Source organism: Chromobacterium sp. LK11 (assembly GCF_001043705.1).
Taxonomy (GTDB): Bacteria; Pseudomonadota; Gammaproteobacteria; order Burkholderiales; family Chromobacteriaceae; genus Chromobacterium; species Chromobacterium alkanivorans.
In genome coordinates, this window is sequence record NZ_LDUR01000001.1 from 1 (window position 1) to 17,035 (window position 17,035).

A 17,035-nucleotide genomic window follows, 5' to 3' on the forward strand; every position below is an offset into this window, starting at 1 on the left:
CGAAAACCGCTGAGAAAGCGGAATGCACGAGGGGTACATGAGCATTTTGAGCTGGCACTCGCCGTGTAACGCTTCATGAAGCGCAGCAGACCTTGAACAGGTTCTAACCGCGGGCCCCGCCAAGCGGCGGGGGCCGATACCAGCACAAGGAGGAATGCCCTGCCATGGCTTTGCATTTTGATTTGGTGGACTTGAGGCTGTTCGTCTTCATCGCCGAGGAAAGCAACCTGACCCGCGCCGCCGCGCGCGCGCATCTGTCCTTGCCGGCCGCCAGCATGCGCGTCAAGCATCTGGAACAAGCCATAGGCGTCAAGCTGCTGAACCGGGAGAGCCAGGGCGTGTCCTTGCGGCCGCCGGGGCGGACGCTGCTGCATCACGCCCGCAAGGTGCTGGGCCAGCTGGAGAGCTTGCGCGGGGATTTGCAGGAGTACGCCGAGGGCGTCAAGGGCCATGTGCGGGTGCAGGCCAACACCACGGCGATCACCGAGTTCATCCCGCCGGTGCTGAGCGCCTTTCTGCTCAGTCACCCGGACGTGAACACCGATCTGCGCGAGCGGCTGAGCCACGACATCGTGCGCGCGGTCAACGAGGGCACCGCCGACATCGGCATCGTCGCCGACAGCGTGGACACCGCCGGCCTGCAGGCCATGCCCTACCGTCAGGACCGGCTGGTGCTGGCGGCTTCGGCGCGCCATCCGCTGGCGCGCAAGCGCGCGCTGGATTTCGCCGCCACGCTGGACTACGACTACGTCGCGCTGCACGAGGGCAGCGCGATCCACTCCTTCCTGGCGCAGGCGGCCGCCCAACTGCGCCGGCCGCTGAAAATCCGCACCCAGGTCAGCAGCTTCGAGGCGGTGTGCCGGATGATAGCCGCCGACGTAGGCATCGGCATCCTGCCGGAGTCCGCCGCGCGGCGGCACGCGGCCAGCCTGGACATCCGCCTGGTGCGGCTGAGCAATGACTGGGCCGCCCGCAATCTGCTGATCTGCGTGCGCGAACTGGACAGTCTGCCGCTATTCGCCCGCCACTTGATCGCGATGCTGGAGGCGGACGGCCGCGGCGAGGCTTCGCCGCCTCGAGCGCGGCCGCAACGCTAGCGCTAGTAACGGAACCACTCGCGCTTGGCCAGCTCCGCCTCCACCTGCTCGCGCTTGAGCAAGGCGTCGCGCATCTCGTTCCGCGACGCCAGCGCCATCTGATCGCCGTAGTAAGGCGATTGCGGCTGGCTGCTGTTGCCGTAGGTGTTGATCACCTTGGCGCGCAGCGGCCGGCCGAACTCCACCAGCGCGGTGAAGGTGTCGCCGAAGATGGCTCGCTGGCGGCCGTCGCTGTCGCCGACATAGCTGAAGGTGCGGAAGGCGCCCAGGCCCTCGGCGCCGCCGCTGGCAGGCTGGTCCAGCCGCGCCGCGCCGCCGGCGGGGCCGCGCCGCAGCCGGTAGACTTCGCCGAAGGCGACATCCAGCGGCACGCCGGCCTGTTGCAGCCCCTGGGCGGCCGCGCCCAGCTTGCTCAGCGCGAAGCCGGCGTCGCGCAGGCCGGCCGGCGTACTGTAGGGCTGCGCCGGGTCCGCTTCCCGGCGGTAGCGCAAGGCCTCTTCGCCGCCGGAGGCCGCCACCCAGGCGGCGAACAGCACCGCGCCCTTGCTGGCGGCGTCGCTGCGCCGGTCCCATTGGGCCAGCACTTGCGCCGCGGCGATCAGGCCGGCATCGCCGGAGGCGCGCGCATAGGCGATCAAATCGTCCAGCACCCGGTCCGCCAGCAGCAGCCGGGTGTCGTGCTTGGCGCTGAGCAGCGTGTCCAGGGTGAAGGCCGGCGCCTGTTCGATCAGCTCGATGCCGCGCTGTTCTCGCAGCAGCGGCGACGCCCGCGGTGATAGATAAGCTGCGTAGGCGGCCGGGTCCAGCGCCGGCTTGCTCATATACCAGGGCACGCTGTTGGAGTTCTGCACCCAGCCGCTGGCCGGGTTGGCCACCTGCGGCAACTCGTCCAGCCGTAGCGCCTGGCGCCAGATCAGATCGCTGCGGCTGCCGTCCACCGGCTGCGCCCAGAAGGCGGCGTCGCCGCCGGCGCGGCGCGGGGTCAGGCCGCCGAAGGCCGCCCAGATATTGCGCTGGGCGTCGGCGTAGATGATGTTGTGGTAGGGGTTGCGCAAGCGCGCCACGGTGTTGCGGAAGGCCTGGAAATTGGGCGCCTGCGCCATGTCCCACCATTGCTCCAGCACGCCAGGGGTCTGCAGCTGGTCGACGCCGACGATGCGCAGCGCGTAGCTCTGGCCGTCCTTGTCGAACACCGGGCCCTGCTCGGCGCGGCGCAGCGTCAGCTGTTCGGCTTGCAGGCTGCCGTCCGGCTGGCGGATGTACAGGGTTTCGCGCCTGGTTTCGAAATCGCGCGCCACACCGTCCAGCAGGTATTGCTTGCCGCTGAGCTTGAGTTGGTACAGGTCGCAGCCGTCCTGGGTGTTGACGGTGTGCACCCAGCCCAGCCGCTGGTTGAAGCCGATGCGCATCACCGGCAGGCCCACCAGGGTGGCGCCGTAAATATCGTATTCCGGGCTCTTGAACTGGGCTTCGAACCAGGTGTGGCTGCCGCCCCACAACAGATGCGGGTTGGCCAGCAGCATGGCGTTGCCGGAGCGGCTCTTGGCCGGCCCCAGCGCCCAGCCGTTGGAGCCGCCGATCAGATTGATGGGCGTGGTCACCGCGTCCGGGTAGATCAGCGAGCAATTGGCCGCGCCGGTGGCGGTGGAGCCGCTCAGATAACCGAAGAAGATGCGCAGGGTGTGGGCCAGCACGTCCTCGCTGCGCACCGGCAGCACCGCGCGCGCCGCCGGGCTCAGGCTTCCGCTGGCGGCGGCCTGGTCGTTGATCCCGGCGACGAAGGCGTCCAGGTAGGCGCGCATGCGCGGGCTTTGCTGTTGCAGCCATTGTTTGGAGCGTTCGGGGAAGCCCATCGCGCGCACCAGGCGGTCCACTTCCGCCATATTGCTGGGAAAGGGTTCGCCGGCCTCGAACACCGCGCCGTAGTATTCGGCGCCGCGGCCGCGGCCCTGGGCGTACAGCCGCAGCAGCAGTTCCGGATGCGCCTGCATCTGGGCGCGGCCGAAGGCGTAGGCCAGGCTGTCGGCGCGCGCGGCGTAGATGTGCGGCACGCCGCTGCGGTCCCACAGCACCTGGCTGCCGCGCGGCTTGCCGTCTTCGTCCAGTTCGCAGGCCGTCAGCAAGGACAGCATGGCGATGCCCAATAGGGCGAGGATCAAGCGTTTCACTACCCTTTCTCCTTTCGCGCCGCTCACGGCCACTGTTGCGCATGGTTTCCCTGCGTCAACCGGCGGGTGAACGGCTTGCTAATGCATCGCAAACCGGTGCGCTTAACGCTTGCGCCCGATCTGGTGTTGAATCCGCTGCGCGGATTGATGATTTACATTGCCGGGGCTGCCCGGCGGGCAGGAAGGGGAATTTGCGCGGCCAAATTCCCCTTCACCCCAAAGGCCGCCCTGCAAGCCTGGCCTACGGCTTCCCGCCGGTTCCCGTCAGGCCCGAGGCGCGGCTGAACTCGCGATTTGCTAGCGTCAAATCGCTCAAACAGGGCAGCCGCTTAAGACCTCGGGCCTGCCACCCGTCGGCAGGCTTGAAGGGACCAGGGGCGCATCGGAAACGCGCTTCTCGCCCCACCAGCTTGGCTAAACTCCAACGTCAGTTCCCTACTCCCCCTAGTACCAGCGGAACACCCGCGCTCCGCTGACGAAGCCGGCGATGCCGATCAGCGTGAGCACCACCGCGGAACGGGCGATTTCCAGCACCCCGGCGCCCTCGACGAAAATCATGCGCATGCCGTCGGCCAGTATCGTCAGCGGCAACACCTCGATCACCGCCACCATCCAGTCCGGGAAGTGCTTGTAGCTGAAGAAGATGCCGGAGAAGATCACCAGGAACAGAATGGTCATTTCCAGCAGGCCGTTGGCGGTCTGCGCCTTGGTGGCGCGCGAGGCGGCCAGGATGGCGATGCCGGCGAAGCAGACGTTGCCGGCCAGCAGCAGCACGATGAAGGGCAGCGCCCCGCCCTGGGCGTGCACGTCGAAATAACTGCTGGCGAACAGGTATAGCACCAGGGTCTCCAGCAGGCTGAACACCAGGCAGGCCAACACATGGGCCAGCAGGAAGTCGGTCTTGCGCATCGGGGTGATGCGCATCTGCCGGGTGACGCGGGTGGCGCGTTTTTCGATCAGCGACCAGCCGACGGCGATCAGGCAGGTCTCCATCACCGCCATCGCCACCAGGCCGGGCACCAGGAAGTCGATATAGCGCAGGCCGGGGCTGTCCAGCACCGACATATTCTTGTCCACCGCCCGGCTCAGCGCCTCCGGATCGTCGCCGAGGAAGAAGTAAGTCAGCAGCGCCTCGTTGTTTTGCGGGTCCAGGTAGTAGATGCGCTTGCCGCTGTCGGCGCTGGGCTCCATGAACACTTGCACGTCGCCGCGCTTGAGGCCGCGCAACACCGATTCGCGGTCCGGGTAGTACTGAAAGCGGTATTTCATCCGGATCAGGTGGTCGCGCTTGATTTCGTCGGCGTTGATGACGCTGGACAGCGGCTGGTTGCGGGCCTCCACCTTGCTGATCCAGGCCTTGACCGCGGCCTGCTCCTGCAGGCTGGGCGGCAGCACCACGCCTATGGTCCGTTCCTTGATTTCGCCGCCGGAGAAGGACACGCCCAGCAGCCACACCAGCAGCAGCGGGAAGCCGAAGGACCAGAACAGGATTTGCGGCTCGCGCAGGTATTGGCGGAATTGAGTGATGATCAGATTGAGCAGGGCGTTATTCATGGAAACCTCGGCCGGCCAGTGACAGGAATAAATCGTCCAGCGTTTTCTTGCGCACGATGATTTCGTCGATGTCGATTTGTTGTTCGCGGATGAACTCGGACAGGCGGAACAGGAAGGCCGAGCCGTTGCGCACCAGCAGCCGCGCCTTGGCGGACGCCTGGTCGTAGCTGTAGCTGATGATGTTGTCCTTGTGTTTGGGCTCGGCGCCGCCGGCGCCGCTCTTGACCCGGTATTCCACCACTTCGCCCGGCTCGTGCGCCGCCAGCAGCTCGTCCAGCGTGCCCTGGGTCAGGATGCGGCCCTGGTGCATGATGCAGATGCGGTCGCACAGGTATTCGGCTTCTTCCATGTAGTGGGTGGTCAGCAACATGGTGGAGCCCAGCTCCTTGTTGAGCTTGCGCAGGATGTCCCAGGTGCCGCGCCGCACTTGCGGGTCCAGGCCGGTGGTGGGTTCGTCCAGGATCAGGATTTCCGGCTGGTTGAGGATGGAGATGGCCAGGGCCAGCCGCTGGCGCTGGCCGCCGGACAGCCCTTCCACCATCACCTTGCGCTTGGGGATCAGTTCCACCAGCTCCAGCACCTCGTCGGCGCGGCTGCGTGGCCTGCCGTAGAAGCTGGCGAACAGGTTGACGGTTTCGTCCACCCGCAGCTTGTTGATGAACAGCGACTCCTGCAACACCCCGGCCAGCCGGTGGCGCAGATAGCTTTCGTCTTTCTGCCAGCTGCGCCCCAGGATGCGTATCGTGCCGGCCTCCGGCTGTTTCAGTCCCTCCAGCATTTCCACCAGGGTGGTCTTGCCGGCGCCGTTGGGCCCCAGCAGGGCGACGAATTCGCCGCGGTGGATGTCCAGCGACACGTCGTTGACCGCGGTGTAGTCGTTGAAGCGCTTGGTCACCGACTGGAATTCGATGACTTTTTCTCTTGTTGTGGCTTGGTGCATTTCACTTTCCGTAGAAGCCGAAGGAGAACCGAAACAGCGGAAAACTCCGCGCAGCCGCAGGAGTCGTCCGCCTCTTTCCATTGCCGCGGCGCTGTCAAACGAGTTGATAACGGTCCGCGTCCTTCAGGAAAGGAAACTGGGCGCGCACATCGTCCAGCTGCGCGCGCGACAGTCGGGCCTGATACACGCTTTCCAGCTGGCGGCCGTGGTACAGGGTGTCGCCCAGCGGGTCTATCAGCATGGAGTCGCCGCTGTAGCGGATGTCGTTGCCGTCCACGCCCACGCGGTTGACGCCGATGACGAAGGCCTGGTTTTCGATCGCCCGCGCAGGCAGCAGCGTCTGCCAGTGCTTGGCGCGGCGCTCCGGCCAGCTGGCGATGTAGAGCGCCAGGTCGTACTGGCTCTTGTTGTTGCGCGACCAGACCGGGAAACGCAGGTCGTAGCAGACGAAGGCGGCCACCGACCAGCCGTCCACCTTGACGATCAGCGGCGCGTCGCCGGCGGTGTAGTGCTCGTGCTCGCCGGCGAAGCTGAACAGATGCTTCTTGTCGTAGCTGAACAGGCTGCCGTCGGCCTTGGCCCACAGCAGGCGGTTGTAGTAGCGGCCCTGGTCTTCTATCGCCACGCTGCCCACCAGATCGGCGCGCTTGGCGCGCGCGGTGTCGCGCAGCCATTGCACCGCCTTGCCGTCCATGGTTTCGGCGATTTTTTCCGGCCGCATGCTGAAGCCGGTGGTGAACATTTCCGGCAGCACGATCAGCTGGCTGTCGTTCACCGCGCTCAGGTGGCGCTCCATCCGCTGCAGGTTCTGATCCACCGATTCCCAGGCGATGTCGCTTTGCACCAGGGTGACGGCTAAGTCTTGATTTGGCATGGTTTGCTTTCCCAATCGGTCAATATCACTTCGTTGTGGTCGCCGCGCTCGCGGCTGCTCTGGCGCACCAGCACTTCGCCGCCGTCGTCGGACAGATACCAGCCGGTGCCGCTGATCTTGCGCCGCTTTGATTGATAGGCCACCACCCTCGTCTGCCGCGGCTGGCCCAATAGGTCCAGCGTTTCATCCGGCAGCCGCTGGTAGCGGACTTCGTCGATGTCGAAGTGCTCAAGGTCCAGCACCCGCAGCGTGGCCTCGGCCTGGCCGCCGGCGAGGAAGCGTTCGGCGGCGTCTTCGCTGCTGGCGTCGAAATCCCCCAGCTTGAAGCGGCGCACTTCCAGCTGGCCGTCGTGCAGGCGCAGGGTCAGCACGCCCTGGCGCAGCCGGCCCTTGATCACGGTCTTGTCGCCGTCCTCGTCGGAGACGCCGGCGTAGCGGCACAGGCCGTCGGCGCCGAAGTCCATGCTCTCGTCCGATTGCAGCGAGTAGTCGAACCACAGGCCGCTGCAGCGCAGGTCCATCCGGTTGCTGACCTGCAGCACCGGCAGGTCGTCCAGCCAGCCGCGGCGGCGCTCGGTGCGCAGCCGGCCTATCGGCTCGCCGTTGCTCAGCACCTGGTAGTCCAGCAGCAGTTCCGCAACCGGTGGGGACCTCGAAAAACCTGCTGCGCCGTCCGATAGCTGCGTTGCTCCGTGCTCGCTCCCTCGCTGTACTCCTTGTACTATCTCGGTCGCTGCGCGCGGTGCGTCTTGCTCTCGAACCGCTCGCGACGGTTTTTCGAGCTCCCCCGGCGCTTCGATCAGCGCTTCCTCGTCGGCCAGCATCTCAGCGCACCGCCGCCGCGTCGCTCAGGTCGGCGTCGTACAGGCTCTCCATATAGCCGCCGGCCATGCTGGTGTGACGCTTGATTTCCGCCAGCGGGGACTGCGCCGCCGGGGCGTTCAGGAAGCCGACCTTGCACGCGTAGTCCAGATAGCGGCCGAACAGCGCCTGGTCGGAATCCGGGCAGCGGATGTCGGTGTTGGCCAGCAGCTCCTGGATTTCGCTGGTGTCGTACTTGGCGTGCTCCTTGCAATCGCTGCCGTCGTAGAAGATGGCCATCAGATCGGTGAAGGTGGAGCGGTAGCCGGCGCCGCCGCGGTGCATGCGGCCTTCCTGCAGCGCTTCGAAGTAGTCCTTGGACGGCACGTCGCGCAGGGTGTAACCGTAGCCGCGCAGGCGGGCGACGATGCCGTCGTAGTTGATTGGGCGCGGATTGGTCAGGTTGTAGGTGCGGCGATTGCTGGATTGCAGATTCATCGCCGCGAACAGCGTGGCCTGGGCCACATAGTCCACCGGCGAGATGTCGAAGGCTTCGTCCGAGGCGAAGGTGAGCCCGGTTTCCACCAGCGACTTGATCATTTCGTAGTAGATGCCCTTGACCTTGGTCTGCTTCAGCGGGTAGCAGCCGGTCTGGCTGTCGCCCCAGATATTGCCCGGGCGCACGATGACCCAGTCCAGGCCGCGCTCGCCGGCCTCGTGCACCATGCGCTCGGCGGTGAACTTGGAGCGTTCGTAGTCCATGTTGACGAAGCCCTGGCCCACGTCCAGATCGGTCTCGCGCAGCACGAAGTCCGGCTGGTACAGCTTGTCGCCCACCATGCTGAAGCTGGAGGTGAACAGCAGCGGCGCCTTGCCGGCCAGGCACAGCTCGATCAGGTTGGCGGTGCCGCCCACGTTGACCGGGGCGATCTTGTTGTAGGAAGCCACCAGGCTGACGTTGGCCGCGCAGTGCAGCACCAGGTCCGCCAGGTGGGCCAGGTCGCGGTAGGCGCTGGCGTCCAGGCCCAGCATCGGCTGGCTGATGTCGCCCAGCACCGGGATGATGCGCCAGGTTTCGGTGGCCAGCTTGCGGCCCTCGTCGTAGCAATACAGCACGTCCTCGATGCGGGCGCGCGCGGCGTCCTTGTTCTCGGCCCGCACCACGCAATAGACGTTGGCGTCGGTGGTGGCCAGTATTTCCTGCAGCAAACGGCCGCCCAGCACGCCGGTGGGACCGGTCAGCACGATGTTCTTGACGCTGGTCTTGGCTCGGTAATCCATGACTTCACCTTATGATTTGGGTTGATTCCAGTCGGGGGCCGGCGCGGCCAGCCCCCTGTCTGCGTTACAGAGTGCCTACCCTCATGCCTCCATCCAGCGGAATCACGGTGGCGTTCAGATAGTTGGTCTTGCAGGTGGCCAGGAAGGTGACCACTTCGGCGATGTCCTCCGGCAGCCCCCAGCGTCCCACCGGCACGATGGACTTGACGATGGCGTCGTCGGACTGCTCCACCATCTGGCGGTCGACGAACTGGTTGAGCATCTTGGTCTTGCAGATGCCCGGCGCGATCGCGGTGACGCTGATGTTCAGCGGCCCCAGCTCCCGCGCCCAGGACTCCGACGCCTTGATCAGGCCGGCCTTGGACGCCGCGTACGCTGACCCGCCGGCCGCGCCCCAGATGCCGGCCACCGAGGCGATGTTGATGATGCGACCGTACTTGAGCCGCGCCATGTGGCGGGAGAACACCGCGGTGGCGTTGAAGGCGCCGTTGAGGTTGACGTCGAACACCCGCCGCGCCAGCTCGCCGCTTTTCTCCGCCATGCAGTAGCCGCGGCCGATGACGCCGGCGTTGTTGACCAGCACCGTGATGCTGGCCCCCATCCGTTCGACGATGGCGGCGCTGGCGGCGTCCACGCTGTCGGGGTCGGTCACGTCCATCACGAAGCCGCGCAGGCTGTCCGGGCAATCCAGCTCCCTGCCCAGCTGCTCCAGCGCGGCGGCGTCCAGATCGGTGGCCGCCACCGCATAGCCCACCTCCAGCAGCGACTTGACGATGGCGCTGCCGAAGCCGCCGGCCGCGCCGGTGACAACCGCGACTTGCCGGGTCACGCCACCTCTCCTTCCTTGAAGGCGATGTCGATCACTTTGCGGGCGTTGGCCATGGCGTCGAAGATGCGTTCTTCGAAGAAGCGCACGTCGTCCTGGTTCATCAGCAGGTTGGAGTAGATCCGCGACAGCGGCGAGAACTGGATGCCGTAGCGCTTGGAAATCTCGCGGATGATGATGTCGCAGAACTTGACCTTGTCGCTGTAGCCCTCGGAGCGGTCCACCATGGTGTCCTGCGAGTGGTAGACCAGCGCGGTGGGCATGCCCTGCACCACCAGCGGCAGATCGTTGGCGTGAGCGGCCTTGATGAAGGTGTCCGAGATCTGCTCGGTGAAGCGGCCCATGCGCTCGTAGCAGCCCGGGTCCTGTTCGATCAGCTCGAAAGTGCTCTTGATCGCGGCCAGGCCCAGCGGGTAGCCGTTGAAGGTGCCGGCGTGGATCACCTTGCCGCGGGTGTAGAGGTCCATGATGTCGCGACGGCCGGCGATGGCGGAGATCGGCATGGAACCGCCGCCCAGCGCCTTGCCGAAGGTGGACAGGTGCGGGGTGACGCCGAGGATGCCCTGGGCGCCGGACAGGCCCAGACGCACGCCGGTGATGATCTCGTCGAAGATCAGCACGATGTTGTACTTCTCGCAGATCTCCTTGGCGCGCTCCAGATAGCCTTCGCGCGGGAAGATGCCGCCGCCGTTGACGCAGATCGGCTCCATCAGCACCGCGGCGATTTCATTGTGGTAGCGCTCGATGGTGGCTTCCAGCACCTGGATGTCGTTCCACGGCAGCATGAAGGACTGGTCTTCCAGCGCGCCGTCGGCGCGGCCCAGGGTGTCCAGCAGGTCGCCCTTGAAGGTTTCCGGCACCGGGAAGCTCAGGTCCTGGCGTTTGCGGCCGCCCATGATGTTGTCGGCGTTGCCGTGGTAGTGGCCGTGGAAGCGGATGAAGCGCTGCTTGCCGGTGAAGCCGCGCGCCAGGCGCAGCGCATTCTGCACCGCCTCGGTGCCGCTCAGGCAGAAGCGGATCATCTCGGCGCAAGGGATGTGCTTGACCATCAGTTCGCAGACTTCGACCTCCAGGTCGCAAGTGTCCACCGAGGTCACTTTCTGCATGTAGCGGATCAGCGCTTCGTTGTAAGCCTCGTTGTGGTGGCCGACGAAGAGCGCGCCGAATTTGCAGAACAGGTCCAGGTGTTCATTGCCGTCCAGATCCCAGACCCGGGAGTTGCGGCCGCGATTGAACGGCACCACCAGCGGCCGTTCCGGGTCGCCGAAGTTGTAATGGGTGCCGCCCGGCAGCAGCTCCCAGCATTGCTTGTAAAAATCCTTGGACTTGATCAGCGACAGCTTGGTATTGCCTTCCATATTCCTGCTCTCCTCTTGCTTGCCCTGTGATGCTACGGTTGGTGCTACGGTTGATGACGGGATGTCATTCAATTCGGGTTCGGGTCCGATGTCGTCTTCGTCCAGCGCCGTCATGCGGGCGCTGAGCGGGCGGTAACGCTCCAGCCGCTGCGGCGTCAACACGCCCAGCTGGCGCAAGGCCGCCACGCGGCTCAGGTAGGCGGCGCCGGCCATCAGCTCCACCGCGATGTCGGCCACCTTGCGCTTGGCCACCGGCGCCAGTTCGCTGCCCTGCAGCCACTCGTTGGCCGCGCCCATCGCCGCGCCGCACCAGATCTGGTAATCGACGGCGCGCTCGGCCGCGCCGGAAATCGCCCAGCGCGAGGACTGGCCCAGATACCACTGGAACAGCAGCGCCATCTTTTTCTTGGGGTTGGCGTTGGCGGCGTCTATCAGCGCCTGATTGCCGCGGCCGGCGAAGAAGGCCTCGGTGTCGGCCCATACCTGGGCCAGCGGCTGGCGGAACACCTGCTGTTCCAGGCTGGCCACTTCGGCGGCCGGGATCTGCTCCAGGCCGGGGTACTGCTTGTACAGGCCGTGCAGCTTCTGCGCGCGCACCGCGTACATGCTGCCGCCCTTGAGCACTTGCACCTTGGCGCCCAGCTCGAACATGTCGGCCGACGGCGCCATCGCCATGTCGGCGATCTTGGCCTTGCCCAGCAGCTGCTTGACCGGGTCCGAGGTGCCGGCTTCGACGCAGGCCTGGTTGATGGAGCCGGTGACCACGTAGGCGGCGCCCAGCGAGAACGCCGCCAGCGTGGCGTGCGGGCTGCCGATGCCGCCGGCGGCGCCGACGCGCACGGTGAACGGGTAGTTCTGGCTGGCGGCGATGTCGTCGCGCAGCTCCGCGATGGAGCGGAAGATGCAGCTGAGCAGGCCGTTGTCGGTGTGGCCGCCGGAATCCGCTTCCACGGTGATGTCGTCGGCCATCGGCACCTTCTTGGCCAGCTCCGCCTGGCGCTCGCTGATCAGGCCGTCGGCCAGCAGCTTGCGCACGATCTTCTCCGGCGCCGGGCTGAGGAAGTGCTGCGCCACTTCGCGGCGCGACACCTTGGCGATCACGCGGTTGCGGCGGATCACCGCGCCCTTGTCGCCGGCTTCCAGGCCCTTGACCCGGTAGTAGACGATGGCGGCGGACAGGTTGACGTAGGCCGAGGCCTCCACCACCTTGACGTCCTGTTCGATGAACAGCTTGACGCAGTTCATTTCCCAGTCCGGCTGGCTGGGGTTGTGCAGCAGATTGATCGCGTAGGGCCCGTTGGGCAGCGCCTGCTTGATGCGGCGGATGGCGCTGCTGACGCGCTCCAGCGTCAGGCCGCCGGCGCCGAAGGCGCTGAGGATGCGGCGCGAACCCAGCGCGATCACCATCTCCTCGGAGTTGATGCCGCCGGCCATGGCCCCGGCGTAATAGGCGAAGCGCACGCCGTAGTCACGCAGGAAGGACGGATCGCCGAAGTATTCCGGCAACATCGCCGGCACCATGCCCAGGCAATCCACCTGGCCGTTGCCGGCCAGGCCGCCGGCCGGCTCCAGCAACACCGCGTCCTGCTGGCGCAGCACGTGCAGCGGCCGCGCCAGGTCCAGCAGCTGGGCCTGAGCCTGTTCCGGCGTCTGCTGGAATTTGCCGGCATGGCCCTGCCATTTGTACACCGGGGCCGCGAAACGCGGCGCCACGCAAAGCTTGTCTTGGTTCATTCATGCCTCTATCGCTGTCAGCGCCGGCGCCGAAGCGTCCGCCGCTGCCGGCGCGCGGCTGAAGCCGGCGCCTAGGTTGTCGCACATGCCGATAACGTTGCCGCGGTAAATGATCTCCGCGAGGAAGACCAGCGCCATCCGCTCCAGCTGGCCGTCGGCCTGGTAGTCGCAGTGGATGGACTTGCAAGTGAGTCGATAACTCAGGGTGTCGGCCTCGCACTTCACTTCGCCGCGGAACTTGGCGCTGTAGCTGTGCGGGCTGAGCGCGTGCGGCACCATGCCCGGCAGCGAATACAGCCCCAGGTAGCACAGGTAGAACTTGACCAGTTGCTCGCAGCCTTCCACCAGGAAGGTGCCTGGCATCACCGGGTCGTTCTTGAAGTGGGCGCGGAACACCCAGTGGCTGGGGTCGATGTCGCGTTCGGCCACCGCCTCGCCCAGGCCGAAGGCGCCGCCGTCGGCGGAGATGGACACCACCCGGTCCAGCATCTTGGCCGCCGGCGCGTACAAGCGCGGCGCGCGCGGCGCGGCGTAGGCGGCGTCGCCGAAGCAGGCGGTGAAATCGCCGTGCTGCAAGGCCTCGATATGGCTGTTGTCGAAGGACTTGCGCTCGCAGCGCAGCGGCGGCTGGAACGGCTCCGCCGGCTGGCCGGCCTTCAGATAGGGCGCGGTGTTGACCCCCTTGGATTTCTCGATGTCCTTGGGCAGGAAGAAGCCGGAATTGGCCTCCAGCTTGAAGCTCAGCCTATCGCCGACGTAGCACAGGTACTCGTAGGCGATCAGCACGTTCTTGCCCACCTTGAGGAAGGACTTGATGTTGACGCGGCCGCGCAACACCTCGCCAGCCTTGGGCAACGGGCCGTAGACCGTGGTCTGGCTGTCCACCGCCCGGTAGCGCAACTGGCCCTTGAACAACTGGTCGCAGCCGATGTAGGTGAAGGCCACGATCATCGCGTGCGAGGCTTCCAGCGACACGAAGGCCGGCACCAGGCCGTCGGACACGTACCAGGCGTCGGGGTGCAGATCGTATTCCCACTCGATGAAGCACGGCTCCAGCTTGCCCGGCTGCGCCGACAGCGCGGTGATGCGCGAGGCGAACATATACGGCGGCGACGGCATGCGGGTGCGGATCGGGTAGCTGTCGGCCTCGGCGTAATCCGGGCCCAGCACCTTGGCGATGGAGCCGTCGGTCAGCTCCACCAGCTGCGCCTCGTCGAACAAGGGGCGCGGACGCGCCGGCGCCGCGGCCTTGGGCTTGGCCGCGCGGCGCTGACCGGCCGGCGCGCCTGCGCCCAGCAATTGCGCGATGCGCTGGTAAAAGCGCTGCTCGGCCTGCAGATAGCTGAGCTGGGTCTGCGCTTGGCGGCTGTGCTGCCTTTGCAAGACCGGCGCTTCGCTGTCGGCCGGCTGCGGCTGCGGCTGTGCTGGTGCCGCCGCCGGCTGCGGACGCCGCCAGGGCTTGACGCCGGCGAACAGCGCGCGGTTGGCCTCGTTGACTATCATCTCGGCGATGGTGTGTTCGCGGCCGGTATGCACGGTGGCGACCAGGGCCGGACCGCCCGTCTGCGGCAGCGCCGGCGTTCTGGCTTCCAGACGGTTGGCCTCGCCGGGCTCTTGCAGAATCATGTGGGCGTAGCCGCGGTCCAGGCCCAGGCTGTTGACCGCCGCCAGCCGCAGGCCGCCGGCCGGCGTCGGCCAGTCCGCGCCGGTTTCGCCGGCGCGGAACACGGCGCGCAGCGCGTCCTGCGGATAGGCGGCCAGCGCCGCCGCGCCGGGCAGTTGCCGGCGATGCAGGCAGAGCGCGGCCTTGATCACGCTGACGATGCCCTGGGCCGAGGCCAGCTGGCCGTAGTTGGCGGCCACCGAGCCGGCGATCACGCCGCTGTCGCGGTACACCCGGGACAGGCCGTCGATCTCCACCTGATTGTCGCTGGCCAGCGCGCCGCCGCTCAGTTCCAGATAGCCCACCGCCGCCGGGTCCGCGCCGGCCTGGCGCAAGGCCGCCGCCGCCGAACGCGCCACCGCGTCGGCCACCGGCTGGAACTCGGTGCTGTCGCCGCAGGCGTGGCCGATGGCCAGGCCTCGCATCACCGCGTAGACGCGGTCCTTGGCTTCCAGCGCCGCCTGCTCGCGCTTGAGCACCACCACGCCGCCGCCCTCGCCCACCGGCGCGTCGACATGGCCGGCGCCGCGGCGCGGCGCCCACAACACGTTTTCCAGGCCGCCGGCGAAGCTGCCGCCGGCGACGATCACCGCGTCCACCAATTGCTCGGACAACATGAATTGCGCCAGCTCTATCGCCTTGAAGGCGGCGTTTTCATGCGCGCACAGCGAGAAGGCCGGGCCGTCCAGCTTCAGGTGGGCGGCGATGCGGCTGGCCACCACATTGCCGATGCCGCCGGTGATGCCTTCCGGATACGGTTCCGGGAACAGGCTGTCCTTGACTATGGTTTCCAGCGCCGCGGTCTGCGCCTCGCTCAGCGCGATGCCGCTGTGCTCCAGACTGTCGCGCACTTGCCAGGCCATCTCGTTGCGCGCCTGGTAACGCGAGCAGCTGTAGTCCACGTCGCCGGCGACGATGACGGCGATATTGCGCTTGTGGCCGTCCAGCTGGTAGCCGGCGTCGTAGAAGGCGCGTTCGGCGATGGGCATCAGGAATAAGTGCGACAGCAGATGGCTGCCCACCACCTTGGGCGGCAGCTTGAAGCGCTTGCAGTCGAAGTCGAACTGCTCGATATAGGCGCCGGCCGGCGCCTGGCGGTAGCCGCGCGCGCCCAGCACGTCGGCGCGCCGCTCCAGGCCCAGCCAGCGGGTACGCGGCAGCGGGCGGAAATGGCGGCGGCCCTCGGCCACAGTTTGCAGCAGAGCGTCCGGGGTTTCGGTGTCGGCCAGCGCCACGCCGACGCCGACGATGGCCAGGCTTTGTTGTTCGGCCGGCAGTTGCGGCCAGGCGGTCACCGGCGCGTCGGCGCGGTGTTCGCGCAGCACCATGTGGCCGTTGACGCCGCCGAAGCCGAAGGCGTTGATGCCGGCGCGCTTGGCCTGGCCGCGCTGCGGCCACGGCGTGGTGTCGCGCACCACGTGGCGGATGTCCAGCTGGCCGCCCGGAGTGCTGACCATGTCTTCCACGTTCAGCGTCGGCGGGATCACGCCGCTGCGCATCGCCAGCAGCACCTTGAGGATGCTGGCCATGCCGGAGGCGGTCAGCATGTGGCCGATATTGCCCTTGTTGGCGCCGATCAGCGGCCGTTGCGCCTGGTCGGCGAAGAAGGTCTCCACCGAGCCCAGCTCCACCTGGTCGCCCACCGGGGTGCCGGTGGCGTGACATTCCAGATAATCGATGTTCTTGTCCACGCCGTCGTAGGCGCGCTTCAGCGACAGCAGCTGGCCGTTGAGGTCCGGCACCAGGATGTGCTTGGCTCCGCCGTCGTTGGACAGGCCGATGGATTCGATCACCCCGTAGATGCGGTCCTTGTCGCGCACCGCGTCGGCGTAGCGCTTGAGCGCGATCACGCTGGCGCCCTCGCCGGCCTTCAGGCCCTGGGAGTTGCGGTCGAACGGCACCGACTGGCCGTCAGCCGGGAAGGCCTGCAGCACGTTGAAGCCGTGGTCGATATAGATGTGGTCGGCGTGGCAGACCGCGCCGGCCAGCATCAGGTCGGCCTTGCCGCTTTGCAGGTAGTAGCTGGCCACGCGGATGGCGTACAGCGCCGAGGCGCAGGCCGCGTCCAGCGCGAAGCTGGGGCCGGACAGGCCCAGCGCCTGGGCCGCCAGCGTGGCGTTGTGGCTGCCGGTCATCAAATTGAGATCGGACAAGCCTTCCGCCTGCCAGGGCTGGCGGAAATGGAAATCGTCGCGTTGCAGCAGTTCCTGGACGTAGGGCTCCAGGATGCCTTGGTAGAAGCCGTTGAGCAGCTTCTTGCCGGCATGCGTGGGCATGCCGATATTGCCGATGATCAGGCCGCAGCGCTCCAGCGCCTCGGCACTGTGGGCCGCGCCCTGGCCGGCGTCGTTCAACGCCTGTTCCGCCGCGTAGAGCGTCCATTGGAACAAGGGGTCCAGCGCCTCCAGCTGCGCGGCCGGCAGCCGGTAGCGGCCGGCGTCCAGCTTGAAGCCGCGCACATGGCCGTTCTTGTTGTAGGCGATCTTGTCCGCGGTGCCCGGCACCGGGTGGCGATACAGCGCCGGGTCCACGCCCAGCTCTTCCCGGCTCAATTCCGAGGTGCAATCCCGCCGCTCCAGCAGGTTGCGCCAGTACTGTTCTGGCGTTTCGGCGCCTGGAAACAGGCAGCCTAATCCGATAATGGCGATTTCTTCCATAGTGCATTCATGCCTAAAGTAGAGCCAACATTCCCAAACCTTGGGCGCAACCGTCCCCCTCCGCCGCCGGCCGCTGTTGAAG

General features: G+C 66.8%; 10 protein-coding genes. 1 reads left to right on the forward strand and 9 read right to left on the reverse strand.

The window, feature by feature from the left end; all coding sequences use genetic code 11:
• Nucleotides 1-164 precede the first annotated feature (164 nt).
• The gene (locus tag VK98_RS00005) at nt 165-1,097 is read left to right on the forward strand and encodes a LysR substrate-binding domain-containing protein (protein WP_048412076.1); all 933 of its coding nucleotides are present in this window, start codon (nt 165-167) and stop codon (nt 1,095-1,097) included.
• 2 nt (nt 1,098-1,099) lie between these two features.
• Here the strand turns inward: VK98_RS00005 and VK98_RS00010 are convergent, their stop codons facing one another.
• From VK98_RS00010 to VK98_RS00050, 9 genes are all read right to left on the reverse strand, one after another.
• On the reverse strand, nt 1,100-3,265 hold the full coding sequence (locus VK98_RS00010; RefSeq protein ID WP_156187708.1) for a penicillin acylase family protein: 2,166 nt from the start codon (nt 3,263-3,265) through the stop codon (nt 1,100-1,102).
• Nucleotides 3,266-3,709: 444 nt separating this feature from the next.
• On the reverse strand, nt 3,710-4,819 hold the full coding sequence (locus tag VK98_RS00015; RefSeq protein WP_048412077.1) for an ABC transporter permease: 1,110 nt from the start codon (nt 4,817-4,819) through the stop codon (nt 3,710-3,712).
• Nucleotides 4,812-5,759: an ABC transporter ATP-binding protein gene (locus VK98_RS00020; RefSeq protein ID WP_019102765.1), complete on the reverse strand. Its 948-nt coding sequence runs from the start codon at nt 5,757-5,759 to the stop codon at nt 4,812-4,814. The genes VK98_RS00015 and VK98_RS00020 overlap by 8 nt, the downstream gene beginning before the upstream one ends.
• A 94-nt stretch (nt 5,760-5,853) precedes the next feature.
• On the reverse strand, nt 5,854-6,633 hold the full coding sequence (locus tag VK98_RS00025) for an amidohydrolase (RefSeq protein WP_043592171.1): 780 nt from the start codon (nt 6,631-6,633) through the stop codon (nt 5,854-5,856).
• On the reverse strand, nt 6,615-7,247 hold the full coding sequence (locus tag VK98_RS00030; protein ID WP_048412078.1) for a hypothetical protein: 633 nt from the start codon (nt 7,245-7,247) through the stop codon (nt 6,615-6,617). Before VK98_RS00030 ends, VK98_RS00025 begins: the two co-directional genes overlap by 19 nt.
• Before the next feature lie 211 nt (nt 7,248-7,458).
• Entirely contained in the window at nt 7,459-8,715 is a 1,257-nt protein-coding gene (locus VK98_RS00035; protein ID WP_048412079.1) for a thioester reductase domain-containing protein, read from the reverse strand.
• 64 nt (nt 8,716-8,779) lie between these two features.
• Nucleotides 8,780-9,544, reverse strand: coding sequence for an SDR family NAD(P)-dependent oxidoreductase (locus tag VK98_RS00040; protein WP_048412080.1), 765 nt, complete (start codon nt 9,542-9,544; stop codon nt 8,780-8,782).
• Nucleotides 9,541-12,633 carry a PfaD family polyunsaturated fatty acid/polyketide biosynthesis protein gene (locus VK98_RS00045; RefSeq protein WP_082158694.1) on the reverse strand — a complete coding sequence of 1,031 codons (3,093 nt, stop codon included), beginning with the start codon at nt 12,631-12,633 and terminating at the stop codon, nt 9,541-9,543. Before VK98_RS00045 ends, VK98_RS00040 begins: the two co-directional genes overlap by 4 nt.
• Nucleotides 12,634-16,953 (reverse strand): beta-ketoacyl synthase N-terminal-like domain-containing protein, encoded by a 4,320-nt coding sequence (locus VK98_RS00050; protein WP_048412081.1) that lies wholly within the window; start codon nt 16,951-16,953, stop codon nt 12,634-12,636.
• Nucleotides 16,954-17,035: the final 82 nt, after the last annotated feature.